Here is a 26,130-nt window from a genome sequence, read left to right as displayed (position 1 = left end):
TGCTACAAGAATCAATTCAGGAGGGATTTACATGGTAATGCGTACCTATGGCTTAAGCGGCTCCGGTATGGATGTCGATCAGCTTGTGAAAGACTTAATGAAAGCCCGCCGGGCGTCGTATGATAAGGTATGGCAGCAGAAAACCCAGGTGGAATGGAAGAAAAAAGACTTTAACACCATCTATTCCTTGACTGAGGAATTCCGCAACAAAACGGTGTCGGACTTCAGGAAGCAAAGCAACCTGTCGCCGAAGCTGGTAACCTCGATGAATGATGCGGTCGTCAGCGCCACTGCCAATGGGGAAGCGGCCAATGTCAGTCACAGTATCATTGTCGACCGGCTGGCCGATGGCGTTAAACTCTCCAGCAGTGCCGGCATTACCGGAGAGGGCAAGCTGAAGACCTCCTTGCAGGCTCAGTTTGGCTATGCTGAAGGGACTTCATTCAATCTCACTATTAATGGCAAAGAGATTACGGTCGATGCCAGCAAGTCTCTCAATGATCTTGCCACGCAGATTAATAATGCCGGGATTGATCTAAAGGCCAATTATGACGCTACCTTAGACCGGTTTTATTTGTATACCAATAAGACCGGTACGGCGGCAAACGTTGATTTCAGCGGCACCAGTGCGGAGGGCATGGATTTTCTGTTTACCAAGCTCAAACTGGGCGGCACCGGTTCGCTTGTGGACACCAGCGGAATGGTAAGCCGTACGGCTAGCTTTGATGCAACTGAATTAGCCAAGCCGGTAACAGGCCCGTTAAGCTTTACGGTTAAGACCCAGACGGGGGATAAAACCATCAGCCTGGACGCAGCCACGTCAATCAATGATTTCCTTAGCCAACTAAATGCCGAGGTCGGTGCCGGGACGGCTACTGTTGATGCCAATGGCCGCATTGTCATCAAAGCCGGCAGCATTAATGATGAATTCATCCTGGAAGGCGATGACGCTGCGTCGCAAAGCTTCCTGGCTGACACATTGGGCCTGGTGAGCCTGAGCGAACGCGGCCAAAATGCCAGCCTGACCCTTGATGGCGTCAAACTGGAGCAGGCATCCAATAATTTTACTATTTCCGGTGTCACCTATAATCTGAAGTCAGTCAGCTATGCCGATAGCGAGGGGAACCCGATACCGACCAGCATTAACGTAACATCGGACATTGATAAAACGATCGCCACGGTAAAATCGTTTATTGAAACCTATAATACCTTTCTTTCGGCCTTGAACAGCGAACTCAATGAGGACAAGTACCGTGATTTTGTCCCGCTGACCGACGCCCAGAAGGCGGATATGAAGGAAAGCGAGATCAAAGCCTGGGAGGAAAAAGCCAAAAGCGGCACGCTGCGCCGCGATCCCATCCTGACCGATATGGTCAACAAGCTGCGGCTGAGTTTCATTGAGCCGATTAAAGGCTTGTCAGGCAAATACCAAAGCGCGGCCGATATCGGCATTGGCACCGGCTCCTATATTGATGACGAGGGCAATTTCAACAGTGAGTCGGCACTGAACGGCAAGCTGTATGTCAAAGAAGATGATCTGCGGAAAGCCCTGGAGGAAGACCCGGATATTGTGTTTAAAATCTTTGGTACCAGCGGCGATACCATCCCGAGCGAAGGGGTGGCCAACCGGATTTATGAGCAGATGTACGGCTCGCTGCAAAAATTGCAGACCGAGGCCGGTAAAGCCAATACTACCGATACAACAAGCAACCTGGCGAAGCGCTTAACCGACTATGAGGAACGGCTGACGACAATGACTAACCGGCTGGCTGATATCGAATCGCGCTATTACCGGCAGTTTGACGCGATGGAGGCGGCTATCTCCAAATTAAGTCAGCAAAGCACCTGGTTATCGCAGCAGCTTGGCAGTTAGGCGGTGGCTGGTAAGTGAAGACAACACGGCAATTGTGGGAGGATTATCTGTTTCTGACCCGGGAAATGATTAAATTCCTCGACCAGGAAGAGATGGAACTTTTTTATGAGTTGCTGGATCAGCGGGAGCGGCTGCAACCGGAGCTGGACGGCCGGCAGATTGATTTCTTGCCGCCGGCCCGGGCCAAACAGATGATGTTCGCGATTCAGCAGGATAATCAGCGGATCATGGTTCAATTGCGGGCCATGTTGAACAAAACCAAAAACAATCATAACCGGTCCCTCTCCTATGATGGCCTTGGCGTAACGGTGTCCGGCATCCGCTTTGACCGGAAAAGCTAGTGTCTTGACATTAGTATCTAAGTAAGGAGACAGCGATGGCTATATTACCGGTAACCTATCGGACCGATTATCAGCAGAACCCGGCCGGTACCGGCCAGCCGCGGCAGGCCGGTGCGGTTTTTTACCCGTCGGCGGCAGCGGTCAACAAAGAAGTGGCAGGCCTGAACACAGCCATAACCAATTTGCAGTCCGCAGTCAAGGCGTTTGATAAAGGCGGCCTGCTTGCAAAAATGTATGAAAACTCGCCGACCGATTCAGTGTACAACTTTAAGCTGCTGACTGCCACTGACAGTCTTGTCCGTGCTTACAACCAGGCGAACGAGGCCTTGCAATCGTATGGTTATTTAAACAGTGAAGGCACGAAATTGCTGGCCCAGGTGCAAGCCATGCTGCAGGGGCCGGCAGCGGCAAAATTCGAGAGTATCGGGTTAACGCTGGAGCAGGCGACAGGCAATATGAAGTTCAGCGAGCGGCGCTTTCGTGAAGCCGCCGCTGAAGATCCGGCCGCGGTCCGCCAGCTGCTGGTCGGCGACCGGTCCCTGGTGCCGCTCCTCAACAGTGTGGCCCAGTCGGTGCTGGAGAAACAGGCTAAGTACTACTTTAATTCCAGTTTTGTCACCTACGTTTAACAGTGCGGCGAGGCCGGGCGCTAATGAAAACAAAATTCACAGTCTGGTGTCTGCCGCCTGTTCCGGCAGGCACCAGACTTTTTTATCAGGCTTTAATCTTCTCGGAAAACTCTTCCGTTGTCAGGCCGTCAGCTGCAACTGGCTGTGCGTCAGGTAAAGGCCGGTGAGGTTTGCTTCGCGGCGGCTGCCAGGCCTGACAGTACCGCTCGCCAGCCTTTTTAAGACAATTTAAGCATTTTTTTGTTAAATATCACCATATTTTCAAACCATCTGAAAATATGTGCTTGCTTTTTTCAGGGGTGAAATCTATAATTTAATATAAGAACCAATTTGCTTAGGTCTGTGGTTGAAAGTCGATGCCAGTCGCAGGCGAAACGACCCACGTAAGGAGCCCAAAGAGGCTTTGAGCATGGTGCGGCTTAGAGGTAAGCCCTGCCGGTCCCAGTAACAGACGGTTATTAGGCTAAAGTTTGACCGAGAGGAACTGTAGTGAGGGGTTAACTCCTATTAGCGAAATTCCCAGCAGGCGGGTGTGGGGTCAAAGACCAGGTCGGCTAAGCAGTGGTTTTTAAATTCATAAGGTGAGGGGATTTCGTTAATGGCTTTTCAGGACAGAACTCTTAAGTGCAAGGACTGTGGAATCGACTTTGTTTTCACAGCAGGGGAGCAGGAGTTTTACGCAGAAAAAGGTTTTGAAAACGAACCTGCCCGTTGTCGTGAATGTCGGGGCAACAGAAGACGCAGCCGTGAAGGCGGGGATGCTCAGTCTACCCAGCGGGAGATGCATGAGGCCGTATGCGCTGAATGCGGTGTGACCACCCAGGTTCCATTTAAACCTCGCAATGACCGTCCTATCTATTGCCGTGACTGCTTTATCGCCAGAAAAGAACAATAATACATAAATACATATTAAATATATTGCAGCTTACTATGCCCGGGATTGCTATGCCTGGGCTTTTAGTTTGCCCTGAAGTACACCGAATAAGGACTAATTGGGGGAATGTGCTTTAATAGTAGACTAATATATTTTGTATATGTATACATGTTTAAATACTTGTCTAAATATACAGAGAATCGTATAATCATTATAGATCTTTTAACACTTTATAAGGGGGTTACCTATGTGTCGAAAAAACTGATTGCCTTATCCGTTCTTGTTATATTTGTCATGGTACTCGGGCTTGCCGGCTGTGGTCAGTCGTCCAAACCGGCGGAACAGCCTAAGGCCGCAGTGCTCAAAGTCGGCTCTGATACTGCGTTTGCTCCGTTTGAGTTCCAGGACGAGAAATCAAAAGAGTATGTTGGGTTTGACATGGACCTGATCAAAGCCATCGGCAAGCAATTGGGGATGGAGGTCCAGGTCCAGAGTATGAATTTTGACGGACTGATCCCGGCCCTGGAAGCCGGCAACATCGATGCCACCATCTCGGCGATGACGATCACGGAAGAACGGGCAAAGAAGGTTAATTTCACCAAGCCCTATTACAAATCGGGCCTGTCAATGGTTGTAAAGGCCGATAATGATACCCTGAAAGCCTTCAAGGATCTGGAAGGCAAGCGGATTGCCGTCCAAATCGGCACAACCGGGGCTGATGAAGCCAAAAAGATTAAGGATGCCACAATCCGGGAGTTTAACACCGCGCCGGAAGCCTTTATGGAACTTAAAGCCGGCGGTGTGGATGCCGTGGTCAATGACCTGCCTGTTAACGAATATTATATCGCCCAGGCGGGCGGCAAAGACGCTAAAATTGTCGGCGAGCCGCTGACTTCCGAGGAGTATGGTATTGCCACCTCCAAGAAAAGCACCGAGTTGGCCGACAAGCTCAATACAGCGCTCGATGAACTTAAGAAAAATGGCGAATATGAGAAGATCTATGTGAAATGGTTTGGCAAAAAACCTCCTCAATAGGGGCTGGAACGGCAACGGCGCGATGTTTCGCGCCGTCTTTTATTGTCGAAACGTATTGACACCCACTGCCTGTCCGCATATAATTGTCATGTGATTTATGCACCTTATACATTTTAATTAAGGGTGAGGAATGTGAATTTTGATTTTGATTTAATTATCCGTTCGTTCCCGTTGCTCCTGCTGGGGGCCGGGGTTACAGTGCAGATTTCGGCGCTTAGTGTCGGTTTTGGCTTGCTGATCGGGATGTTTGTCGGCATGGCCCGCTTGTCGACAATCTGGCCGGTAAAGACACTTGCCGCCTTGTATGTAGACTTTATCCGGGGAACGCCGCTCTTGGTGCAGATTTTTCTGATTTATTTTGCCCTGCCGCTGGTGGTTGGCCAGCGCATTGACCCGTTTATCGCCGCCATTACCGCCTGTAGTGTCAACAGCGGCGCCTATGTGGCCGAGATCTTCCGGGCCGGGATTCAGTCCATCGACAAGGGGCAAATGGAGGCCGGCCGCTCCCTGGGCATGACCTGGGCGCAGACGATGCGCTATATCATTCTGCCCCAGGCGTTTAAACGCATTATTCCGCCGCTGGGCAATGAATTTATTGCCATGCTTAAGGACTCGTCTCTGGTGTCGGTAATCGGCTTTGAGGAGCTTACGCGGCGCGGCCAACTGATCATTGCCCGGACCTATGGCTCTTTTGAAATCTGGCTGACCGTAGCGTTTATATACCTGGTAATGACCTTTACCATATCCCGCCTTGTCGATTATCTTGAGCGGAGGTACAAGACTGATGATAAGCATTAAAAACTTACATAAAAAGTTTGGCAAGCTCCATGTCCTCAAGGGCGTAACCACTCATATCAGCGAACAGGAGGTTGTCGTCATTATCGGCCCCAGCGGCTCCGGCAAGAGTACCCTGCTGCGCTGCATGAACTATCTGGAACAGCCGACCGAGGGCGAGATTACGGTAGACGGCATCCCGCTTACCAATGAGGCGAACATCAATAAGGTCCGGGAAGAAGTGGGCATGGTTTTTCAGCGCTTTAACCTCTTTCCGCATATGACGGTATTGGAGAATATCTCGCTCGCACCGGTCAAAGTCCGGAATCTATCGCGGGCCGAAGCGGAAAAGACGGCCTTCAGCCTGCTGGAGAAAGTGGGCCTTGCCGATAAAGCCCAGGCTTACCCCGAGCAGCTGTCCGGCGGTCAGCAGCAACGGGTGGCCATCGCCCGGGCCCTGGCGATGAAGCCGAAAGTGATGCTGTTTGACGAACCTACCTCGGCCCTTGATCCGGAAATGATCAAAGAGGTGCTGGATGTAATGAAGACCCTGGCCAATGAGGGGATGACCATGGCTGTCGTCACCCATGAAATGGGCTTTGCCCGCGAGGTGGGCGACCGGGTGCTGTTTATGGACGAAGGCCGGATTGTCGAGGAAGGCACGCCGGACGAAATCTTTTTGCATGCCCGCGAAGAGCGGACCCAGGTTTTTCTCTCCAAGATCCTGTAAGCCTCTGCCGGGCGGTCGCGTTGACATTGCTGTAAATATATGTTATACTTCCACTTGTGACTGCAAAAAGTGGTCTGTAGTTTATCTTAGGAGGAGTTTCACATGATTGGTAAAGTTAAGTGGTTCAGCGCGGAAAAAGGTTACGGATTCATTGAGAGAGAAGACGGCGGCGACGTGTTCGTCCATTTCTCGGCTATTCAGGACCAAGGCTTCAAGACCCTGAATGAAGGCCAGCAAGTTGAATTTGAAATCGTTGACGGTGCTCGCGGACCGCAAGCCAGCAACGTCTATAAAGCGCAATAAGACGATCAACAACATAAATCATACCCGGCGATAGAGCTATCGCCGGGTTTTAATTTTATTAAATTACAGAATCAGCCGAAAATTTCGGGAATTGTGTAAAAAAAACTGCACAAAAAAATAAAGTATGAATTTTTTGAAAGGAATTTTTCAACAAATAGGGAATATTAGATATATAGGATCAGGAAAGGGGATGGGTAGTATGGCAATTACAGTACGTGGAAAAAACATTGAGATCACACCTGCACTAAAAGATTATGTCGCCAAACGCGTTGGTAAAGTCACAAAATACTTCGATGGTGCCAGCGTAGGCGAGATTACTGCAATCCTCACCGTCAATAAAGGCCGGCACATTGTGGAGGTTACGGTGCCTATCAACGGCATACTCCTCCGGGGCGAAGAATCTACGACAGATATGTACGCTTCCATTGACTTGGTTATTGAAAAACTGGAAAAACAAATTGAGAAATATAAAACCAAATTGTCCCGCAAGCTGAAAAGCGGCAGCTTCAAAACTGATTTGATACCAGCTGCGCCGCCGGTGCCTCACCTGGACAGCGAAGACGAATTCAGCATTGTTAAAACCAAACGTTTTGCTGTTAAGCCGATGAGTGCCGATGAGGCGGTTATGCAGATGAATCTCATCAACCATGATTTCTTCGTGTTTATGAATGCCGACACGGAAGAGGTCAATGTCGTATACCGCCGGAAAGACGGCCAATATGGTTTGATTGAACCCGAATTTTAATTGTCGAACAGAAACGAGCCGGGCAGCTGCCCGGCTCGTTTTTACATTGGCCGCTGGCTTCGCAGTTCCGAACGGCGTTTCATAATAATCTCGGCCAATGATGCCGATTCCATTTCCAGGGATTTTTTCATAAATTCCTGCCTGGTGAACAGGCCTTTTTCGATCAGCAGCTCAATGAGGGCGGCAATTGCCAGGGTATTTCTGTAATCGACATCTTTCAAATCGGCAAGCTGGCCGGCAATATCCAGTATATTTAACACATCACGGCTCATGGTAACCCTCCCAAGTGATAAACCCCTCTAACCTTTTATATTAGTATGCACGATGCAGCCAAAAATTAAACGGTTAATCGATTTTTATTTGAGTGAAATAAATAACTTGTAGAGGCAAGTCCCTAATATTGACAAGACCTGGTTTATAAATTACAGTTATAGTATGCATTTATATTTATTATGGCACTTAAACGCGCTTTAAATGTTCTAGTTTTCACAAAGTCCGCTGGCTAACAGGACTAATCAATTTTATGGTGAGGAGGTTTTGGCTTGAAAGGTTTTCAATCACAGGAAAAAACCGGCATTATTGAAATTGACCGCAAGACATGCAAGGGCTGTGACTCATGTAAGGCCTTTTGCCCAACCGATGCTATCGAGGGCAAATATGGGGCCATCCACACGATTAACAGCGAAAACTGCGTCTCTTGTGGTCAATGTCTTATCAACTGTCCCTTCGGCGCTCCGCAGGATACTGTGGACGTCGTGGATCAGGTGATCGACAAGCTGAAGAACAAACAGGTGACGGTAGTGGGAACAATAGCGCCGGCAGTACGCGTCGCTATTGGGGAAGAGTTTGGGATGGAGCCGGGCAGCCTGGTTACTGAAAAGCTGTATGGGGCGATGAAACAGGCTGGTTTTAAGGTTCTGGACACTAATTTTACTGCCGATCAGACCATCATGGAAGAAGGGATGGAGCTGATTGCCAAGATTCGGCACTATGCCCTGGGGGAGCCGGCAGCGCATCCCTTAGGACCATTGCCGCAGTTTACTTCCTGCTGTCCGGCCTGGGTGACGTATGCCGAGCTGTATTACCCGGAGCTGCTGCCCCATATGTCCTCGGCCAAATCGCCGATGATGATGGCCGGCGCCCTGGGAAAAACCTATGGCGCGACCGAGGTGTGGAAGGTCGATCCGGCTGACGTGTTTATGGTGGGGATTATGCCCTGTACCGCCAAAAAGTTTGAGGCTTCCCGCCCTGAGTTCCACAGTGCCGCCCACTATTGGCAGACCCAGGGGAAGTCAGGCAGCTATCCTGATATTGATGTCGTGCTCACAACGCGAGATCTGGCCCGCCTGTTCAAAAAGCTGAACATCGATGTCCGGACTGTTGCTGAGTACAGTGACACAGACAACCCTCTGGCTCAGTACAGCGGGGCCGGTACCATCTTTGGCAACACCGGCGGCGTAATGGAAGCCGCCCTGCGGACAGCCTATTTTGTGATCACCGGCACAGAGCTTGATGTGCTGGAGTTCAAACCGGTGCGGGGGCTAAAAGGGGTAAAAGAAGCCAGTGTTACCCTGAAAGACGCCAAAACCGGCAAAGAGGTTACCCTGAATGTAGCCGTGGCCCATGGCACGAAACAGAATGTAAAACCGTTGCTGGATGAGGTAAAAGCCGGCAAGTCGCCGTACCACTTCATCGAAATCATGAACTGTCCCGGCGGCTGTGTCAACGGTGGGGGCCAGCCGGTCAATCCAATGGGCACTTCATGGCTTGGTAAAGCCAAGGCCGTCTTGCCTTGGGCATAAGGAGGGGACACTATGGCACGATATGATTATGTGGAAAAAGCCGTCAAAGTTACGCGGCGTGAGTTTTTAGGAATTGTCGGCGTAGCCGGCGCGGTTCTCTGGACAGGCGCGTATGTTGCCACCGATTTGGTGCAGGACCGTACTAAATACATTAAAATGCGGGCCCAGGGCATCTATAAGGATGATGAAAAGGCCAAAATCCGCCAAAGCCATAACAATCAGGCGGTTACCGATGTCTATAAAAAGTTTGCCCATAATCCGCTCAGCCATTTGGCCGAGGAACTTTTTCATACTAAATATGTAGACCGGACTAAGCTGGTATAGGAGGGATAGACTGATGAGCCATCATGATGAACACGGCCCGCGGGTACTGAAACACCCACTTATCTCGCGGCTATTCCACTGGGGGTTGATCCTCGGTTTTTTACCGGCGGCGATCACCGGATTTTTTATCTGGCTGAAACCGTTCGGTGATGATCTGCAGAACCTGATCATGCAGATTCATATTGTTGGTGCCGGCATTCTTACTATATCCTGTATTCTGTATACGATATTTGCTCTGGACCGGGTTGTTGCCTTTACGCGGCGCATATTTTCCTGGGATCAGCGGGATAAGGACTGGCTGCTGGTAGGCGGCGGCTATCCGCAAAAAATGCTGTTAGGCAAAACCATTCCGGTACCGCCGATGGGGAAAATGAACTCCGGTCAGAAGCAGCTTGGTATTATGATCTTTTTTGGCGGCATTATCCTGATCGTTACCGGTTGGGCGCTGTATGCGTTCCTACCTGTAGCCCCGAAAGCGGTTATGTACTGGTTTGATATGGTCCATCTGGTGATCGGGATTATCCTGGGCGTATCCATATTTGGCCATATCTTTCTCGGCATCTATAACTGGGGCGAGTTTTTGTGCATGTTTGGCGACGGGACCCAGAGTCTGGAGGAAGCGAAACATCATAACCCGGTATGGGTAGCCGATGAAATCGAGCCGGTCCCGGGCCCTGGCGGCCAAGCCGGCGTTCCCGGGCAGCATCAGGCCGGTTAGACCAGGCCGAAAAGAGAGATTATTCCGCCTAGCGGGGTAATCTCTTTCTGTTTTCCCGGCTGTCCAGTTTTTGACTTTATATAAGGAATCTGTTAAAATCATATATTAGGCACATACTATATCTATGACTGTTTGCCGCAGTCTGAACTTTGTTAATTTCGATTCATTGTTTTGCCGGGGAGTTGATAATTTGTTTAAATTTTTACGAAACTTATTTGGTGATGATAACGAAAAAGAGATTAAACGCATGATGCTGCTTGTGGAAAAAATCAATGCGTTTGAGCCCGAGCTGCAGGGGATGAGTGATGCCAGCCTAACGGGCAGGACGGCTGAATTTAAGCGCCGGCTTGATAAAGGCCAGACCCTTGACGAGCTTCTGCCCGAAGCCTTTGCGGTGGTGCGGGAAGCCTCGCGCCGGGTGCTGGCCATGCGTCATTTTGATGTGCAGATGATCGGCGGCATAACCCTGCATGAGGGCAAAATTGCCGAGATGCGCACCGGTGAGGGGAAAACCCTGGTGGCTACCCTGCCGGTATACCTGAATGCCCTGACAGGCAAAGGGGTGCATGTGGTTACCGTTAATGACTATCTGGCCAAGCGTGACAGCGAATGGATGGGCCGCTTATACCGCTATCTCGGCTTATCTGTCGGGCTGATTGTCCATGGGCTTGATTTTGATGAACGCAAACTGGCCTACAGTGCCGATGTTACATATGGCACCAATAATGAATTCGGCTTCGACTATCTCCGGGACAACATGGTTATTTACCCGGAACAAATGGTGCAGCGGCCGCTCAATTATTCCATTGTCGACGAAGTGGACAGTATCTTAGTGGATGAAGCGCGGACACCGCTGATCATTTCCGGGCCGGGCGAGAAATCGACCGATCTGTATTATGTACTGGCCAAGGTTGTGCCCAAACTAAAAGAAAGCGAAGACTATACCATTGATGAGAAAGCCCATACGGTAGCGCCCACCGAGAGCGGTGTGGCCAAAGCGGAAAAACTGCTCCATGTGCAGAACCTCTATGAAAGTGAAAACATCGAGATGTCTCATCATTTTAACCAGGCCCTCAAAGCGCATGCCCTGATGAAACGGGACCGCGATTATGTGGTTAAAGACGGGGAAGTCATTATTGTCGATGAGTTTACCGGCCGCCTGATGTTCGGCCGCCGCTATTCCGACGGTCTCCATCAGGCGATTGAGGCCAAGGAAGGGGTAAAAATCGAGCGGGAAAGCCAGACGCTGGCGACGATTACGTTCCAGAACTATTTCCGCATGTATAAGAAGCTGGCCGGGATGACAGGCACCGCCAAGACCGAAGAGCCCGAGTTCCGGAAAATTTATAGTCTTGATGTTGTTGTTATCCCCCCTAACCGCGAGATGCAGCGGCAGGATTTTCCTGATATTATCTTTAAAACCAAACGGGCTAAATATAAAGCGGTTGTCAACGAGATTGTCGAAAAGTATGGCAAAGCCCAACCGGTGCTGGTCGGCACGACCTCTATCGTGCAGTCTGAGGACCTGTCGGCTATGCTCAAAAAACAGGGTGTGCCCCATAATGTGCTGAATGCCAAATATCATGAAATGGAAGCGCAGATTATTGCGCAGGCCGGCCAGGCCGGGGCGGTGACGATTGCGACCAATATGGCCGGCCGGGGCACGGACATTGTCCTGGGGACCGGGGTAGCTGATCTGGGCGGCCTGCATATTATCGGCACCGAGCGGCATGAGAGCCGGCGGATTGACAACCAGCTGCGCGGCCGGGCCGGACGCCAGGGAGACCCGGGGTCGTCCCGTTTTTACCTGTCGCTGGAAGATGATCTGATGCGCCTCTTCGGCTCTGATAATATTGCCGGCATTATGGATAAACTGGGCATGGAGGAAGATGAGCCGATTGAGCATGCGCTGATTACCCGTTCGATCGAGCAGGCCCAGAAGAAAGTGGAAGCCCGTAATTTTGACATTCGTAAATATGTGCTTGAATATGATAATGTAATGAACCAGCAGCGTGAGGTTATCTATAGCCAGCGGAAGAAAATCCTGCTGGGGGATAATCTGAAAGAAAACATCTTTAATATGATTGAAAAGCTTGTGGATCACGGGATGGACCTGTATGCCAATGAAAAGCTGTATCCGGAAGACTGGGATTATGCCGGGCTGATTGAATACTGTGAAGGCTTCTTTGCCCCGGCCGGCGAGCTGAAGGTGGAAGTGCTGGACACTCTGAGCCGGGAAGAGCTTAAGGAAGAACTGATGAAAACGGCCGACACCGCCTACAGCGGCCGGGAGGCCCTGTTTGGCCCGGACAATATGCGTGAACTGGAAAAAGTAGTTATGCTTAAAACCGTTGACGCCAAATGGATGGATCACCTTGACGCCATGGAAATGCTGCGGCAGGGTATTGGTTTGCGGGCCTATGGCCAGAAAGACCCGCTGATTGAGTATAAGCTGGAAGGCTTTGATATGTTCCAGCAAATGATTGAATCGGTACAGGAGGATATTGTCCGCTATATCTTCCGGGTTAATATTATTTCCCAGGCCCAGCCTGAGGATCATCTGCGGCAGGCCCAGGCCGGCCGCGGCGGCGACGACGGCGGCAATCAGGGCCAGCCGGCCGAGCCTGTCGTTAATGCCGATACCACCGGCCGCAATGAACTGTGCCCCTGCGGCAGCGGCAAAAAATATAAACGCTGCTGCGGGGCCAAATAGGGAGAGTGAGAGTGTGCTTTTGGAGGATTTACGGGGGCCGATTGAGGGCCTGGCCAAGCGGCTTGATGAAATGAGGGTTTCTCTTTGACGTTGCCGGCAAATCGGAACGGATTGAAGAACTGGAAGACCGGATGAGCGATCCGGCCTTCTGGGAACAGCCTGAAGAAGCCCAGAAAATAGCGCAGGAGGTTACCCGTCTGAAGGACAGCATCAGCCAGCACCGTGACCTGGCGGCCCGTCACAGCGATTTGTCTGTTTTATGGCAGCTGGGCATGGAAGAGGGCGATGAGAGCGTGTATCCCGAGGTAACCGCCGCCATTGCCGGCCTGGAGCGGGACCTGGAGCAGGCGGCCCTGCTGTTGATGCTGGCCGGGGAATATGACGGCAATAATGCCATTTTGACTCTCCATGCCGGGGCCGGCGGCACCGAGGCCCAGGACTGGGCCCAGATGCTCCTGCGCATGTATGTGCGCTGGGCGGAAAAGAGAAACTATAAAGTGGAAACACTGGACTTTCTGGCCGGCGAAGAAGCCGGGGTGAAAAGTGTGACCCTGATGATCAGCGGTCTCAATGCCTATGGCTATTTAAAAGCGGAAAAGGGCGTGCACCGGCTTGTCCGGATTTCCCCGTTTGATGCCAGCGGCCGCCGCCATACCTCCTTTGCCGCCGTTGACGTCATGCCTGAGATTGACGACTCGGTGGAGATTACGATTAATCCGGCTGACTTGCGGGTGGATACCTTCCGGGCCAGCGGTGCCGGCGGCCAGCATATCAACAAAACCGACTCGGCCGTCCGGATCACCCATCTGCCTACCGGTATTGTTGTCCAGTGTCAGAGTGAACGGTCCCAGATCCAAAACCGCGAGCAGTGCATGCGGCTGCTGCGGGCCCGGTTATTTGAGCTGGAGCGGGAGCGGCAGGATGAAAAGAAGGCCGAGTTAGGCGGCGACTATCAGGCGATTGAATGGGGCAGCCAAATCCGTTCTTATGTATTTCATCCCTACAACCTGGTGAAGGACCACCGTACCGCGGCCGAGACCGGCAATGTCCAGGCCATCATGGACGGGGAGATCGACTTGTTTCTGGAAGCCTATTTAAAGAGTGAGCTGAATGCACGGGACTAGTACCGTGTGCAAAGGGGGCGGTAGGGCATGAAGCGCCTGACGACAATCATTCTGTTTTTCACCATGGTGTTAGCGGCGGTTGAGATTATCCTGCCCAAGGTGGTGTCTGATGCTGTGGCCCAGGGGCTGGGCGGCCTGACAGGCAGCAAGCAGGTTGTGGCCAAAGTGGAGAAAAGTCCGGCTGTTTTCATGCTGGGCGGTACCTTTGACCGGGTGTCGGCAGACGCCAGCGATGTTAAAACCGATAAGCTCGCCTTTCGGAATATGCATATTGCCTTAACCGGTGTTGCTGTCGATATGCCGTCCCTGCTGACCAAGCGGGCCCTGGTGCTGCGTCAGGTTGACGATGCTGTCATTACGGCCACCATTACCCAGGAGGAGCTGGCGGCATTTTTGAATAGCTCGGTAAAAGGTGTAAAAAATGCCGTTGTTACCCTTTCGCCCGGCAAGGTGGAGGTCGACAGCGTCCTGACCCTGGGCGGCATTGCCAGGGTGGATATCAGGCTGGAGGGCCGGATCGCCGGCGACCGGGAAAAGCACAGCATTACCTTTGTAACCGACCGGTTTTGGCTGAATAATACCCCTGTTGGCAATATCGGCGGCTCCCTGCTGACCGAGGTCGCGTTGCTTGATCTGAAAAAACTGCCGTTTGGCGTCAATGTGCGGGACATTGTTATGGAACAGGGACAAGTGACCATCTATACAGATAACCGGCCCTAGTGCTGCGGGTAATTCAAGGGAAACGGCATACCGCCGGTTTCCAAAAGGGTGGAGAGATTTTGACAACCTTTACATATAATAAGCTGTTGATCGGCCTCATCCTCATCGGGCTGTTGGCGGCAGGGGTGGTTGACTGGCAGCGTTATAAGATAGAGCAGGCGAATTCCACCGTGGAACTGGTCATGGAGTATGAAGACCTTGTGGAACTGGCACAAATTGAAGGGGTCCCGGCTGACAGCCTGCTGACCCGGTTTAAGGCGGCAGGCATCACCTCCCTGGCTGTATATGAAACCACGCTGGAAAAGCTTAATAAAAACGGCCAGGTAACGGCATTGCCCGGTGCGGACATTCTCCACCAGAGTCGTACGGGGACGCTTACCGATCCGTTCTGGCAAAATCTGATTGCCGGGGGCAGGATTGCCGCGGAGGACGTGTATGTGACAGGGCAGGATAGTAAGGTTTTTGCCGAAGTGCAGAGCGATCTGGAACGCCGCCTGGGACCAGGCCGGGTTACCCTGCTGGCCGGCGGGGAACGGCCGGTGCTGGCTGCCAAAGCTAATTTTGAAAAAGTGGTTAAATGGAATTTGGGCTTGCCGTCCGATGAACTGGCCAAGGTTGACCAGCTTGGCTTTTATGTAGTTCCCCGGCCGACGAACTATACCAAGGTGACCCCGGACGATGTCAATGCCGTATTCAGCCGCTTAGCCGGCATAAATAATCTGAGTGCCATGATGTTCGTCGGGGATGAAATCTTAGGTTATCCTGATTTGCTGCCGCTCACTGCCAGGCATTTTAAAGAGCGCAAGCTCACCCTGGCTATGATCGAACACCCCCTGCAGCTGCAGTTTTTTAAACAGGAAGGCCTGACGGAGCTGGCTGCCGCCAATAATTATCAGGCCGCCCGGGTGTATACGATTCCTAAGGATGAGCAGCCTAAACTTAAAGCGGCTGAGGCGATTCAGCGCTGGACTGTCACCGATCAGGAACGCAATATCCGGATCAATCTGCTGCGCAAATATGATAAGCCGGAGCCGGGCAAGACCCTGATTGAAACAAACCTTGACTATGTGGCCGGGGTTAAGGCGGAACTGACAGCAGCAGGCTTTACTATCGGGAGGGCAACAACCTTTGCGCCCTACTTTCCGGCACCATGGCTAATCGCTGTTATTGTGCTGGGCGCGACAGCGGCCGGGGTGCTTTTCTTATCCCTGGTTGTCCCGTTTGCCGCCCGCTGGCAGTACGCGCTGGTGGCGCTGCTGGCCGGGGTGTTGATTTTGCCGGTGCTTAGCGGCGGCGGTACCTTAAGCCGGCAGATGGCCGGTTTGGCCAGTGCTATTATTTTCCCGGCGCTGGCCATGACCTGGCAGCTTGACCGCTGGCGGGCCCGGGAGCTGGCAGGGGGCTTTGGCCCCGCGGCCGGTATGGGCCGGGTTCTTGCTGCCGGCCTGGGCGCTCTTGCTGTCACGACCCTGCTGTCACTGGCCGGCGGGCTGTATTTAGGGGCTGTGCTCAGTGATGTGCGGTTTTTTCTGGAGATGGAAATATACCGCGGCGTAAAGCTGACCTTTGTCGCCCCGCTGGTGTTAGTTGCGGCAGCCTATCTTGCCAGGTACAATCTGTTTGAACAGGTTAAGCCGGCCGATGCCCGCGATGTGTGGCGCCAGGTCATTGCCATCCTGAACTACCCGGTGACAGTCAAGGCTTTGTTGTTTGTTGGCGCCGCTGCTTTTGGCGCCTGGGTATTTATCGGCCGTTCCGGGCATACTGCCGGTGTGCCTGTACCGGCTGTGGAGCTTAAACTGCGGGCGCTGTTGGAGCAGCTCATGTATGCCCGGCCGCGGGGCAAAGAGTTTCTTATCGGCCATCCGGCATTTTTACTGGCGGCAATGGCTGTTTATCGTCAGTGGCCGCGGTTTTTCCAATTCATCTTCGTCGTAACGGCTACCATTGCTCAGGGGTCGCTGGTGGAAACATTCGCCCATTTGCGCACACCTATTTTCATGTCGGTCATCCGTGGCCTGGATGGCATGCTGTTAGGGGCGGTGATTGGTGGGGCCGCCGTGCTTGGCGTATATATCGTCCAGGCTGTAATTGCCCGTTTGGGAAGGAGTCCGGCCGTTCATGAGTGAAATTGTTGTTTCAGGCTATTATGGATTTGCCAACGCCGGTGACGAAGCCATGCTGGCAGCCATGATCGAAGCTTTAACCGATATTGACCCTGCTGTCGGGATTACCGTTATTTCCGGCGATCCCGAGGATACCAGGCGGCGCCATGGCGTTGGGGCCGTTTACCGGCTTAATTATCCGGAGATCGCCAGGGTTATGTCCAAAAGCCAGTTATTAATCAGCGGCGGCGGCAGTTTGCTCCAGGATGTGACCAGTGACCGCAGCCTCTATTATTATCTCAGCATTATGATGCTGGCCAAGAAGCTGGGGAAGCCTGTCATGCTTTATGCCCAGGGCATTGGTCCCGTCCAGGGGACACTGGCCCAGGGAGCGATGCGCTATATCGGCAATATGGTTGACCTGATTACGGTGCGGGATGACGGGTCTTACGAAGAGCTTAAGCGGCTCAGGGTAACGGCCCCCCCCATCTATATAACGGCTGATCCCGTATTGGCCATGCATCCGGTTGACCGGCAAATCGGCCGGTCCATCCTCCAGCAGCACGGGCAGGCGGGGGTGGCTCCCTTAATCGGCATCTCCGTCCGGGAGTGGAAGGACTGGGGTCATTATAAACAGGTGCTGGCTCATGCCGCCGATCAGATGATGGAGGAATTCGGCGCCCGGGTCGTATTTATTCCCATGCAGTGGCCGGACGATCTCAGTGTCTCCCAAAAAATCGCCGGCCGGATGAAAAATAAGAGCACTGTGCTGCCTGGCGAATATACTACCAGTGAGCTGCTGTCGCTGGTCGGCAATCTGGATTTGCTGATCGGCATCAGGCTGCATGCGCTGATCTTTGCCGCTGTGATGCAGGTGCCTATGACCGGCATCTCCTATGATCCTAAAATTGACCGCTTTTTGGAAACGATTGGTGAACGGCACTGTGGCACGCTTAAGACCGTAACGGCCGGCAACCTGCTGGGCCGGGTGCGGCAGCTGTGGACAGAACGCAAACAGACCAATCATCAGCGGGTTGAACATATTAATATTTTACGGAATAAAGCTTTTCAAAACGCCGAACTCGCGCTCAGTCTGATTAAGTGAATGTAACCGTTCCGGGAACGGCTGCACAGCTGAACATGCCGAAATAAGGGGGGAGCAATGGTGAAATGGAAGTGGCTCAGGGACTATGCAGGGATTATGCTGGGCACGGTTATCACCGCGCTGGCGCTTAATATCTTCTTGATTCCCAATAAGGTTGCCGCCGGCGGCACCAGCGGCCTGGCCACCGTCCTGCATCATACCTTCGGGCTGCCGGTGGGGATGACCATGCTGGCGCTTGATATCCCCATGTTTTTACTAAGCCTTAAGATTTTGGGCGCCCGTTTTGGTGTGAACACCCTGCTGGGTGCCGGTATCCTGGCGGTAAGCATTGATCTTACGGCCCCGCTTGTACCTGTGTTAACGCGTGATCTGCTGCTTAATTCCGTCTATGGCGGGGTAGTGGCCGGCGTGGGCATGGGCATTGTTTTTAAATTTAAGGGGACAACCGCCGGCACCGATCTGGCCGCCGCCATTATCAATAAACTGACAGGCATCAGCATCGGCCAGGCGCTGCTGGGTGTTGATTTTTTTGTTATTGCCCTGGCCGGCGTTGTGTTTGGCAGCGCCGAATTGTCATTATACGCACTTATTTCTCTTTTTGTCACTACCAAGATTATTGACCTGGTCCAGGAAGGGCCCAGTGCCTCGAAAGCTTTTTTTATCATGTCCTCCTGCCCCGGCGAGGTGGCTAACGCCATTATGGCCGAGCTGGGCCGGGGCGTTACCATGCTGGCCGGACGCGGCGCCTATACCAAGTCGGAGCGGGATGTCGTCTTCTGTGTGGTCAGTACCCGGGAGGTCTCCCATATGAAAGAGCTGGTCTACCGTATTGACCGTCAGGCGTTTGTGATTGTGGCGGATGCTCACGAAGTCCTCGGCGAAGGCTTCTCCCCCCCTCGCTGAAACGGGCGATAAACGCCCACCTGCTTCGTTGCTCCTCAGAGCGTTTGCTTGCGTACGCCAGTACGCGGCGCGGCACGCTCTTCCGGTGCGCCTCGCATCTGGGCATTTCTCGCCCGTTTCAGGCCCTCGGCATTTTCGTTGCCGGATGCAATGGAGATGGGGTGACGGGGGTGGCGGCCTCGTCTGCTATGCAGACATTGGGATCGGCGGCAGACATTGGGGTTGGCAGGGGTGCGGGGGGATGCCTCGTCCGCGGTGCGGACATTGGGGTTGCAGGGGGACGCCTCGTCTGCGGTGCAGACATTGGGGTGACGGGGTAGACGGGGTTACGGGATGGGGGCTGGGTGTGTTGGCTGCCTGCTGGAATTGCAATATACGTAATTTTAGATAAAGACTAATGGGGGGTTTAGAAAGTATGGTTAAGAAGTTGACACCGGAGCAGTTCCGGGAGCTGGCCGGGCGGGCCAAGTCCATCAGGCGCAATATTGTGAGCATGGTGACGGAAGCCAAGTCGGGCCATCCGGGCGGTTCCCTGTCTGCCGCCGATATGCTTGCGGTGCTGTATTTTGCGGAGATGAATGTGTCGCCGGCTAAGGCGAAGGATGCGGACCGTGACCGGTTTGTGCTGTCGAAGGGGCATGCCGCGCCGGTGCTGTATGCCACGCTGGCGGAGAAAGGGTATTTGCCGGTGGAGGAGCTGCAGACCCTGCGGAAGGTGAACAGCCGGCTCCAGGGGCATCCGGAGATGAAGGCGATTCCCGGGGTCGATATGTCGACCGGTTCTTTGGGACAAGGGCTGAGCGCCGCCAACGGCATGGCCCTGGCCGCCAAGATTGATGCCCGCGACTACCGGGTGTATGCCCTGCTGGGCGACGGGGAGCTGGAGGAAGGCCAGATCTGGGAGGCCGCCATGTTTGCGGCGCATTACAAGCTGGACAACCTTACGGCCTTTGTCGATTTTAACGGTCTCCAGATTGACGGCGCGGTGGCCGAGGTGATGTCGCCGCTGCCGATACCGGAGAAATGGCAGGCCTTTGGCTGGCATGTGCTGGTCATTGACGGCCATGACTTTCATGCTATCTATGAGGCCATCCAGACCGCCAAGACGGTCAAGGACAAGCCGACCATGATTGTGGCCAAGACCGTCAAAGGCAAAGGCGTCTGTAAAATGGAGAATGTCGCCGACTGGCACGGCAAAGCCCCCAGCCGGGAAGAATGCGAACTGTTCCTAGCAGAGCTAGAAGGACTGGAGGACTAATCCTACACTACGTTCTTTAAAAACTATGAATATACACGATGCCGGTTATGAATGTCCAGATGCGAGGCGCGACGAGAACCGTAGCGGAGGCGTACACGTAGTACGCTGAGCAACGGATCGCAGGAGCAACAAAGCAGATGGGCGTTCAGAACCGGCATCCCATGAAAGAGGTGCAAAGTCAACCATGGCTAACCAAGCGACAAGGGATGCCTACGGTCTGGCCCTTAAGGACCTGGGCGAGCGCAATAAAAATGTGGTGGTGCTGGACGCCGATTTATCCAAATCCACGAAGACCAATGTATTTGCCAAGGCTTTTCCCGACCGGTTTTTTAATGTCGGCATTGCCGAGCAGAATCTAATGGGGACTGCCGCCGGCCTGGCGGCGGCCGGGAAGCTGCCTTTTGTGTCAACCTTCGCCATGTTTGCCACTGGGCGGGCGTTTGAACAAATCCGCAACTCCATTTGCTACCCGAAGCTTAATGTTAAGATTGCCGCCACCCATGCGGGCCTGACGGTGGGCGAGGACGGTGCCTCGCACCAGTCGGTTGAGGATATCGCCATTATGCGGGCGGTACCGAATATGACGGTGATTGTTCCGGCCGATGCCACAGAGACGAAGCAAGCCATTGATTTTGCCGCTGCGTATCAGGGGCCTGTATATATCCGTCTGGGCCGGGCCGCGGTGCCTGATTTGTTCGGCGAGGCCTATCAGTTCCAGCTGGGCAAAGCCGCTTTGCTGACCGACGGGGTTGATGTGACGATCATTGGCTGCGGCATTATGTCGGCACCGGCCCGCGCAGCGGCCGAGCAGCTTATTTCCCGGGGAATCAGTGCCCGGGTGCTGAACATGGCTTCCATCAAACCGCTGGACAAGGAGGCCGTTATTGCGGCGGCCCGTGACACCGGGGCGATTGTTACCTGTGAGGAACACAACATCATCGGCGGTCTCGGCAGTGCCGTAGCGGAAATCGTTGTGGAAAACTGCCCGGTGCCAATGGAAAGAGTCGGGGTTATGGATACGTTTGGTGAATCCGGTACACCCGGTGACCTGCTGAAAAAATATAATCTGACGGCCGAGGCGATTGTTGCCGCCGTTCAGAAGGCCGTCAGCCGTAAAAACGCCTAAGACGGACTTAACGCATGAAAGAAGCCCGCCCATGCATATGTATTATGTATGGGCGGGCTCAATTTTTTTTGAGGAGGGGGTTGTGTGAACAACTGGACAGTAATCAACCTGGCTCGCCGGGTACTGCGCCGGGCCGGAATCGGGTTTGTCGGTTTGCTGGCGTTGATACAGATGGGCGGCGCCCTGTCGACAGCCGCCTCCATGCTGGTGTCGCTGGCTTTTTATGCCCTCGCCTTCGGCGGCCGGTTTGCTCTGGGTTTTATTTTGCTCCTGCTGATTCATGAGCTGGGGCATGTTGTCGCTTCCCGCATTGTCGGCCTGCGGGCCACCGGCCCGACCTTTATCCCCTTTATCGGTGCTGTCATTAGTTTAAACCGGCCGCCGGTCAATGCGAAAATGACGGCCAATATCGCGATTGGCGGGCCGGCGGCCGGAACCCTCAGTGCTTTGCTGTGTCTGGCGCTGTACTTCTGGAGTGACAGTATGCTGATACTGGTTTTGGCCTATACCGCCTGCCTGCTCAACCTGTTTAATCTGATTCCCTGCGCGCCGCTTGACGGAGAACGCATCGCCGCCGCCATCTCCCCCCGCCTGTGGTGGATTGGCAGTCTTGTTATCGGCGGCGTTTTTCTGTATACCCATAATATATTCATCTTAATTATTTTCCTATTTTCCCTGTTTGAGCTGTGGCGGGGGGAAGAGCATCAGGACAGCACCTATTACCAGCTGACGGCCGCCCAGCGGCTCAAGGTGGCCTGGTGGTATTTCGGCTTGTTGAGCGTACTGGGAATAACCACCTTATACACCATGGAATTATTGAAATAATGTAATATTCTGGAAAAAAATGACAGGCCGGGAATGATATTATTAAAAATGGAGGAGGTTTTTCCCAAAACATGTCGAATACAACACATTGTTTTTAGTCTTGCAATTCAGGTTGGAGGTAATTTGGGATTGATTACCATGAGTGAAGTGTCGAAAGTATATCATAACGGCTCGGTGGCGTTAGCCGATGTTTCGGTGGAGATTGGCAAAGGGGATTTTGTGTTTGTAGTCGGACCGAGCGGTGCCGGCAAATCGACCTTCATTAAACTTATTTTCCGCGAAGAGCTGCCGACCAGCGGGCGCCTTGCCGTTAACGGGCGTAATGTTGTGGAGATGACAGCTGCCGAAGTGCCTTACCTGCGGCGGAGCCTGGGTATTGTCTTTCAGGATTACCGGCTGCTGCCGAATAAAACCGTTTATGATAATGTGGCTTTTGCCATGCAGGTAATTGAAGCATCGCGGCGGGAGATGCAGAAGCGCGTCCACAATGTGCTGGAACTGGTAGGTCTCAGGCATAAATTGCGTACATATCCGTCAGAACTGTCCGGCGGGGAACAGCAGCGGGTCGCCATTGCCCGCGCGATTATCAATAATCCGGTGGTGGTGATTGCCGATGAGCCCACAGGCAATCTGGATCCTGAGACCTCCTGGGAGATTACGAAGGTATTCGACACAATTAACAAAGCCGGCACCACCATTGTGATGGCCACTCACGACAAGACGGTCGTTGATGCGCTGAAGAAGCGGGTTATTGCGATTGAAAAAGGCCGTATTGTCCGTGATCAGGTAAAAGGGGTATATGGCTATGAAGATTAGGACCTTTGAGTATTTTGTGCGTGAGGCTGTTTCCTCCCTCCGCCACAACGGCCTGATGAGCATCGCCTCCATTAGCACGGTGGCTCTGTCGCTGCTGATTTTAGGCATGTTTTTAATTATGGTGCTTAACCTTAACCATATGGCCTCAACCCTGGAAACGCAGGTGCAGATCACCGTATATCTGGAGGATTCCTTATCTGACAGGGATATGCGGGAGATTGGCACCAGGATAACCAAGCTGAACGGGGTAACCGAGGTTATGTTTGTCGACAAAGAGCAGGCCCTGGTCAAGTTCAAGGACCGGCTGGGTGAACAGCAGGGGCTGCTTACCGCCCTGGGGGATACCAACCCGCTGCCGAATTCTTTTGAGGTAAAGGTGGACAGGCCTGAATATGTCAAGCCGGTAGCGGCGGCGATCAGCCAGCTCAGCGGGGTCGAAACCGCCAAATATGGTCAGGAAGTAATTGAACAGTTATTCAGCCTGACGAAGATGATCAGGATCGTCGGCCTGCTGCTGATTGGCTTTCTGGCTTTGGCGGCCTTGTTTATCATTGCCAATACCATCCGGATTACCGTATTTGCCCGCCGCAAAGAAATTGGCATCATGAAATATGTGGGGGCGACCGACTGGTTTATCCGCTGGCCGTTTATGATTGAAGGCATGATCTTAGGGTTTGGCGGCGCCCTGTGCGCGGTGCTGATCCTGAGCCAGACCTACAGTGTCCTGACCGAAAAGGTCTATGAATCACTGGCCTTTTTGCCGCTGATTCCGAAGAGCCCGTTTTTAACCCATATCAGTATTGTGTTGTTAGTCGTGGGGGCGGCCATTGGCGCCCTGGGCAGTACGATTTCACTGCGCCGCTTTATGAAGGTGTAACAGGAGGGAGAACCCTTGTGAGCAAACGGATATTGTCTTTAGGCCTTGTCGTCGTGCTGGTGGCCGGCGTAATCGGCACGGCCCTGGCTGATGAAATGGATCAAAAACAACGGCAGCTGCAAACGATTCAGCGGGAGATGGCGGTCCAGCAGAACCGGGCGGCCCAGGCCCAGCGGCAGGTTGACAGCGTGTCCGACCAGCTGCGGGCCATTCAGGGCGACCTTGATACCGCCGCTGATGAATATAACGCTATTTTATCCAGGCTGGCAGCGACTGAGCAGCAAATTGAGGTCAATACCGAATTGCTGGCTGTGGTCGAAAAAAACCTGGCTGAACGCAGCCAGATTCTCAATAAACGGATGCGTGACATTTATAAAAACGGTCAGGTCAATTACCTGGATGTGCTGTTAGGGGCTACTGATTTTGCTGATTTCACCACCCGGGCCGATCTGCTCAAACGGGTCGTTAATCAGGACCTGGCCCTTGTGGCCCAGGTTAAGGCCGAACGGGAGCTTGTTGTGCAGAAACGGGCCGAGCTGGAGCGGGACAAGGCCGCCATTGCCGAGCTTAAAGAGCAGGCGGCGGCCAAAAAACTGGTTATCGAAGCCCGCCGGGAAGAACGGGAAAAAGTGCTGGATTCGGCAGTGTATGAGCGGGATACGGCCGAGCAGGCCTATCAGGAATTAATGGAAACCTCGCGCCAGATCGAGCAAATGATCCGTAGTATCCAGTCCGGCAGCCAGGCCGGGGCGGCAGGGGGCAGCGGCGCGCTGATCTGGCCGGCCGCCGGTCCGATCACTTCCCCCTTCGGCTGGCGCGTGCATCCGATTTTCGGCACCCAGCGCTATCACAGCGGGATTGATATCGGCGCCGATTACGGGGACCCCATTCTGGCGGCTGACAGCGGTACCGTCATCTTCAGCGGCTGGATGGGCGGCTACGGCAAGGCTGTTGTTATCGACCATGGCGGCGGCATCTCGACGCTCTATGCCCACAACTCGGAACTGCTGGTCGAAGCAGGCTACCGGGTGCAGAAAGGGCAGTTGATCTCCCGCTGCGGCTCGACCGGCTATTCAACCGGGCCGCACCTGCATTTTGAAGTCCGGGAAGATGGTACGCCGGTCAGCCCGCTGGGCTATCTGCCGTAGGCAGCAAGAATATTTATCGGCAATTTGACATATAGTTAAAAATATAAAATGAAAAGGGATAAGTCCGGTATCGAACCCGCGACTTCAGCGAGGTGTATTGATTGAGCCGCCGTAAAATAATTTTTGGTGCAGTGCTATTGGTTTTAGTGACATTTTTGACAACCTCGGCCGGATTCCTGTATCTGATGAATGCCTGGTCCGCCGATGTGGCCAGCACGGTCAGGGTATTGCGGGCCCTGCAGGTTGTCAAAGCCCGGTATGTTGAGGATGTGCCGCTGGAGACCCTGCTGGCCGGGTCAATTAAAGGCATGGTTAACTCCCTGAATGACCCGCATTCTATTTATATGGATGAAAAAATGTTCAAAGAATTTATGATCGAGACCGAAGGTTCTTTTGGCGGTGTAGGCATTGTTATCGGTACCAAGGATAAGCTGCTGACCGTTGTGGCCCCGATTGAAGGTACCCCGGGCGAACAGGCCGGCATCAAAAGCGGGGACCATATTGTCAAAATTGATGGTCACGATACCAAAGACCTGGCTCTGGACGAGGCTGTCAGCAAAATCCGCGGGCCTGAAGGCACCACGGTAGTGTTAACGATTATGCGCGGCCAGGAACTGCAGGATTATACCCTGACCCGCTCGAACATCCAGATTAAAACGGTTGCCGGTAAAATGCTCGAGAACAATATTGGGTATATCCGGATTGCGATGTTTAATGAAAACACCGGCAATGATTTTATCCACAAGCTGCAGGAGCTGGAAAAGCAAGGCCTCCAATCGCTGGTGCTCGACCTGCGGGATAACCCGGGCGGACTGCTGGATGAAAGTGTTAAAGTCGCCAGCCAGCTTGTGCCCAAAGGCCCGGTCGTTTCTGTTGTTACCCGCGACGGACACCGGGAGACCCATTCGTCCAACCTGGCGGCAGCCAAGTATCCGGTAGCCATCCTGGTTAACGGCGGCAGTGCCAGCGCCTCGGAGATTGTGGCCGGAGCGGCCCAGGATACGGGTGTGGGCACCCTGGTCGGCACCAAGACCTATGGCAAAGGGTCTGTCCAGACGGTCATCCGTCTCGATGAAGGCTCAGCCATTAAACTGACGATTGCCAAGTACCTCACCCCCAAAGACCGGGCGATTAACGGCGTCGGCATTGAGCCTGATATTTATGTGGAATTAACGGAGTCCCAGGATAAGGACATCCAGCTTGATAAAGCGGTTGAGGTTTTAAAAAGTAAAATGTAGGCAGCAGGTTGGTTTATAGTGACT

At 53.2% G+C, this 26,130-nt stretch carries 26 protein-coding genes; 25 read left to right on the top strand and 1 reads right to left on the bottom strand.

The window, feature by feature from the left end:
• Positions 1-31 precede the first annotated feature (31 nt).
• From fliD (ACZ481_RS20435) to hpf, 9 genes are all read left to right on the top strand, one after another.
• Positions 32-1,873 carry a flagellar filament capping protein FliD gene (fliD, locus tag ACZ481_RS20435; protein WP_464767177.1) on the top strand — a complete coding sequence of 614 codons (1,842 nt, stop codon included), beginning with the start codon at positions 32-34 and terminating at the stop codon, positions 1,871-1,873.
• A gap of 14 nt (positions 1,874-1,887) precedes the next feature.
• On the top strand, positions 1,888-2,214 hold the full coding sequence (locus ACZ481_RS20430) for a hypothetical protein (RefSeq protein WP_464767176.1): 327 nt from the start codon (positions 1,888-1,890) through the stop codon (positions 2,212-2,214).
• A gap of 35 nt (positions 2,215-2,249) precedes the next feature.
• Positions 2,250-2,843 (top strand): flagellar filament capping protein FliD, encoded by a 594-nt coding sequence (gene fliD / locus ACZ481_RS20425; RefSeq protein WP_464767175.1) that lies wholly within the window; start codon positions 2,250-2,252, stop codon positions 2,841-2,843.
• Positions 2,844-3,441: 598 nt separating this feature from the next.
• Positions 3,442-3,738, top strand: coding sequence for a zinc-ribbon domain containing protein (locus ACZ481_RS20420; protein WP_464767174.1), 297 nt, complete (start codon positions 3,442-3,444; stop codon positions 3,736-3,738).
• A 228-nt stretch (positions 3,739-3,966) separates the two neighbouring features.
• Complete coding sequence (locus tag ACZ481_RS20415; protein ID WP_464767173.1) at positions 3,967-4,752, top strand: basic amino acid ABC transporter substrate-binding protein; 786 nt, start codon at positions 3,967-3,969, stop codon at positions 4,750-4,752.
• A gap of 132 nt (positions 4,753-4,884) precedes the next feature.
• On the top strand, positions 4,885-5,550 hold the full coding sequence (locus ACZ481_RS20410; RefSeq protein WP_464767172.1) for an amino acid ABC transporter permease: 666 nt from the start codon (positions 4,885-4,887) through the stop codon (positions 5,548-5,550).
• Positions 5,537-6,256: an amino acid ABC transporter ATP-binding protein gene (locus tag ACZ481_RS20405; protein ID WP_464767171.1), complete on the top strand. Its 720-nt coding sequence runs from the start codon at positions 5,537-5,539 to the stop codon at positions 6,254-6,256. Before ACZ481_RS20410 ends, ACZ481_RS20405 begins: the two co-directional genes overlap by 14 nt.
• A 102-nt stretch (positions 6,257-6,358) precedes the next feature.
• Positions 6,359-6,559 carry a cold shock domain-containing protein gene (locus ACZ481_RS20400; RefSeq protein ID WP_084574156.1) on the top strand — a complete coding sequence of 67 codons (201 nt, stop codon included), beginning with the start codon at positions 6,359-6,361 and terminating at the stop codon, positions 6,557-6,559.
• A gap of 199 nt (positions 6,560-6,758) precedes the next feature.
• The gene (gene hpf, locus ACZ481_RS20395; protein WP_464767170.1) at positions 6,759-7,304 is read left to right on the top strand and encodes a ribosome hibernation-promoting factor, HPF/YfiA family; all 546 of its coding nucleotides are present in this window, start codon (positions 6,759-6,761) and stop codon (positions 7,302-7,304) included.
• A 41-nt stretch (positions 7,305-7,345) separates the two neighbouring features.
• Here the strand turns inward: hpf and ACZ481_RS20390 are convergent, their stop codons facing one another.
• Positions 7,346-7,576, bottom strand: a complete 231-nt coding sequence (locus ACZ481_RS20390; RefSeq protein ID WP_464767169.1) for a hypothetical protein — start codon at positions 7,574-7,576, stop codon at positions 7,346-7,348.
• Positions 7,577-7,846: 270 nt separating this feature from the next.
• Here ACZ481_RS20390 and ACZ481_RS20385 point away from each other — a divergent pair, with 270 nt between their 5' ends.
• The 16 genes from ACZ481_RS20385 (at position 7,847) to ACZ481_RS20310 (ending at position 26,106) form a co-directional block, all read left to right on the top strand.
• A complete protein-coding gene (locus ACZ481_RS20385; protein WP_464767168.1) occupies positions 7,847-9,106 on the top strand; it encodes a [FeFe] hydrogenase, group A in 1,260 nt (419 codons plus the stop codon).
• Between the two features lie 12 nt (positions 9,107-9,118).
• On the top strand, positions 9,119-9,430 hold the full coding sequence (locus ACZ481_RS20380; RefSeq protein ID WP_464767167.1) for an iron hydrogenase small subunit: 312 nt from the start codon (positions 9,119-9,121) through the stop codon (positions 9,428-9,430).
• A 13-nt stretch (positions 9,431-9,443) separates the two neighbouring features.
• Positions 9,444-10,148 (top strand): cytochrome b/b6 domain-containing protein, encoded by a 705-nt coding sequence (locus ACZ481_RS20375; RefSeq protein ID WP_464767166.1) that lies wholly within the window; start codon positions 9,444-9,446, stop codon positions 10,146-10,148.
• A gap of 190 nt (positions 10,149-10,338) precedes the next feature.
• Positions 10,339-12,861 carry a preprotein translocase subunit SecA gene (secA, locus tag ACZ481_RS20370; RefSeq protein WP_464767165.1) on the top strand — a complete coding sequence of 841 codons (2,523 nt, stop codon included), beginning with the start codon at positions 10,339-10,341 and terminating at the stop codon, positions 12,859-12,861.
• 13 nt (positions 12,862-12,874) lie between these two features.
• A protein-coding gene (gene prfB, locus ACZ481_RS20365) for a peptide chain release factor 2 (protein ID WP_464767164.1) occupies positions 12,875-13,985 on the top strand; the annotation gives its coding sequence in 2 pieces (ribosomal slippage) (positions 12,875-12,946 and positions 12,948-13,985; 1,110 coding nt in all).
• A gap of 27 nt (positions 13,986-14,012) precedes the next feature.
• The gene (locus ACZ481_RS20360; protein ID WP_464767163.1) at positions 14,013-14,705 is read left to right on the top strand and encodes an LmeA family phospholipid-binding protein; all 693 of its coding nucleotides are present in this window, start codon (positions 14,013-14,015) and stop codon (positions 14,703-14,705) included.
• Between the two features lie 59 nt (positions 14,706-14,764).
• A complete protein-coding gene (locus ACZ481_RS20355; protein WP_464767162.1) occupies positions 14,765-16,834 on the top strand; it encodes a DUF5693 family protein in 2,070 nt (689 codons plus the stop codon).
• Positions 16,827-17,915: a polysaccharide pyruvyl transferase CsaB gene (gene csaB, locus ACZ481_RS20350; protein WP_464767161.1), complete on the top strand. Its 1,089-nt coding sequence runs from the start codon at positions 16,827-16,829 to the stop codon at positions 17,913-17,915. Before ACZ481_RS20355 ends, csaB begins: the two co-directional genes overlap by 8 nt.
• A gap of 57 nt (positions 17,916-17,972) precedes the next feature.
• Entirely contained in the window at positions 17,973-18,818 is an 846-nt protein-coding gene (locus ACZ481_RS20345; protein ID WP_464767160.1) for a YitT family protein, read from the top strand.
• 415 nt (positions 18,819-19,233) lie between these two features.
• Entirely contained in the window at positions 19,234-20,076 is an 843-nt protein-coding gene (locus ACZ481_RS20340) for a transketolase (protein ID WP_464767159.1), read from the top strand.
• Between the two features lie 184 nt (positions 20,077-20,260).
• On the top strand, positions 20,261-21,202 hold the full coding sequence (locus ACZ481_RS20335; RefSeq protein ID WP_464767158.1) for a transketolase family protein: 942 nt from the start codon (positions 20,261-20,263) through the stop codon (positions 21,200-21,202).
• Between the two features lie 84 nt (positions 21,203-21,286).
• The gene (locus tag ACZ481_RS20330; RefSeq protein WP_464767157.1) at positions 21,287-22,027 is read left to right on the top strand and encodes a site-2 protease family protein; all 741 of its coding nucleotides are present in this window, start codon (positions 21,287-21,289) and stop codon (positions 22,025-22,027) included.
• A gap of 129 nt (positions 22,028-22,156) precedes the next feature.
• On the top strand, positions 22,157-22,843 hold the full coding sequence (ftsE, locus tag ACZ481_RS20325) for a cell division ATP-binding protein FtsE (RefSeq protein WP_464767156.1): 687 nt from the start codon (positions 22,157-22,159) through the stop codon (positions 22,841-22,843).
• On the top strand, positions 22,833-23,720 hold the full coding sequence (gene ftsX, locus ACZ481_RS20320) for a permease-like cell division protein FtsX (RefSeq protein WP_464767155.1): 888 nt from the start codon (positions 22,833-22,835) through the stop codon (positions 23,718-23,720). The genes ftsE and ftsX overlap by 11 nt, the downstream gene beginning before the upstream one ends.
• Before the next feature lie 17 nt (positions 23,721-23,737).
• Positions 23,738-24,868, top strand: coding sequence for a murein hydrolase activator EnvC family protein (locus ACZ481_RS20315; protein WP_464767154.1), 1,131 nt, complete (start codon positions 23,738-23,740; stop codon positions 24,866-24,868).
• Positions 24,869-24,969: 101 nt separating this feature from the next.
• Entirely contained in the window at positions 24,970-26,106 is a 1,137-nt protein-coding gene (locus ACZ481_RS20310; RefSeq protein ID WP_464767153.1) for a S41 family peptidase, read from the top strand.
• The last annotated feature ends 24 nt before the right edge of the window (positions 26,107-26,130 follow it).

This window comes from Sporomusa intestinalis (assembly GCF_055383785.1).
Note: the sequence above shows the minus strand (reverse complement) of the source record. Positions and strands in the feature narration are given on the sequence as shown.

Coding starts and splice junctions, on each gene's coding strand:
- fliD (WP_464767177.1), top strand. CDS start 32: ATGGTAATGCGTACCTATGGCTTAAGCGGCTCCGGTATGGATGTCGAT.
- fliD (WP_464767175.1), top strand. CDS start 2,250: ATGGCTATATTACCGGTAACCTATCGGACCGATTATCAGCAGAACCCG.
- ACZ481_RS20420 (WP_464767174.1), top strand. CDS start 3,442: ATGGCTTTTCAGGACAGAACTCTTAAGTGCAAGGACTGTGGAATCGAC.
- ACZ481_RS20405 (WP_464767171.1), top strand. CDS start 5,537: ATGATAAGCATTAAAAACTTACATAAAAAGTTTGGCAAGCTCCATGTC.
- ACZ481_RS20400 (WP_084574156.1), top strand. CDS start 6,359: ATGATTGGTAAAGTTAAGTGGTTCAGCGCGGAAAAAGGTTACGGATTC.
- hpf (WP_464767170.1), top strand. CDS start 6,759: ATGGCAATTACAGTACGTGGAAAAAACATTGAGATCACACCTGCACTA.
- ACZ481_RS20390 (WP_464767169.1), bottom strand. CDS start 7,576: ATGAGCCGTGATGTGTTAAATATACTGGATATTGCCGGCCAGCTTGCC.
- ACZ481_RS20380 (WP_464767167.1), top strand. CDS start 9,119: ATGGCACGATATGATTATGTGGAAAAAGCCGTCAAAGTTACGCGGCGT.
- ACZ481_RS20375 (WP_464767166.1), top strand. CDS start 9,444: ATGAGCCATCATGATGAACACGGCCCGCGGGTACTGAAACACCCACTT.
- ACZ481_RS20360 (WP_464767163.1), top strand. CDS start 14,013: ATGAAGCGCCTGACGACAATCATTCTGTTTTTCACCATGGTGTTAGCG.
- csaB (WP_464767161.1), top strand. CDS start 16,827: ATGAGTGAAATTGTTGTTTCAGGCTATTATGGATTTGCCAACGCCGGT.
- ACZ481_RS20345 (WP_464767160.1), top strand. CDS start 17,973: ATGGTGAAATGGAAGTGGCTCAGGGACTATGCAGGGATTATGCTGGGC.
- ACZ481_RS20340 (WP_464767159.1), top strand. CDS start 19,234: ATGGTTAAGAAGTTGACACCGGAGCAGTTCCGGGAGCTGGCCGGGCGG.
- ACZ481_RS20335 (WP_464767158.1), top strand. CDS start 20,261: ATGGCTAACCAAGCGACAAGGGATGCCTACGGTCTGGCCCTTAAGGAC.
- ftsX (WP_464767155.1), top strand. CDS start 22,833: ATGAAGATTAGGACCTTTGAGTATTTTGTGCGTGAGGCTGTTTCCTCC.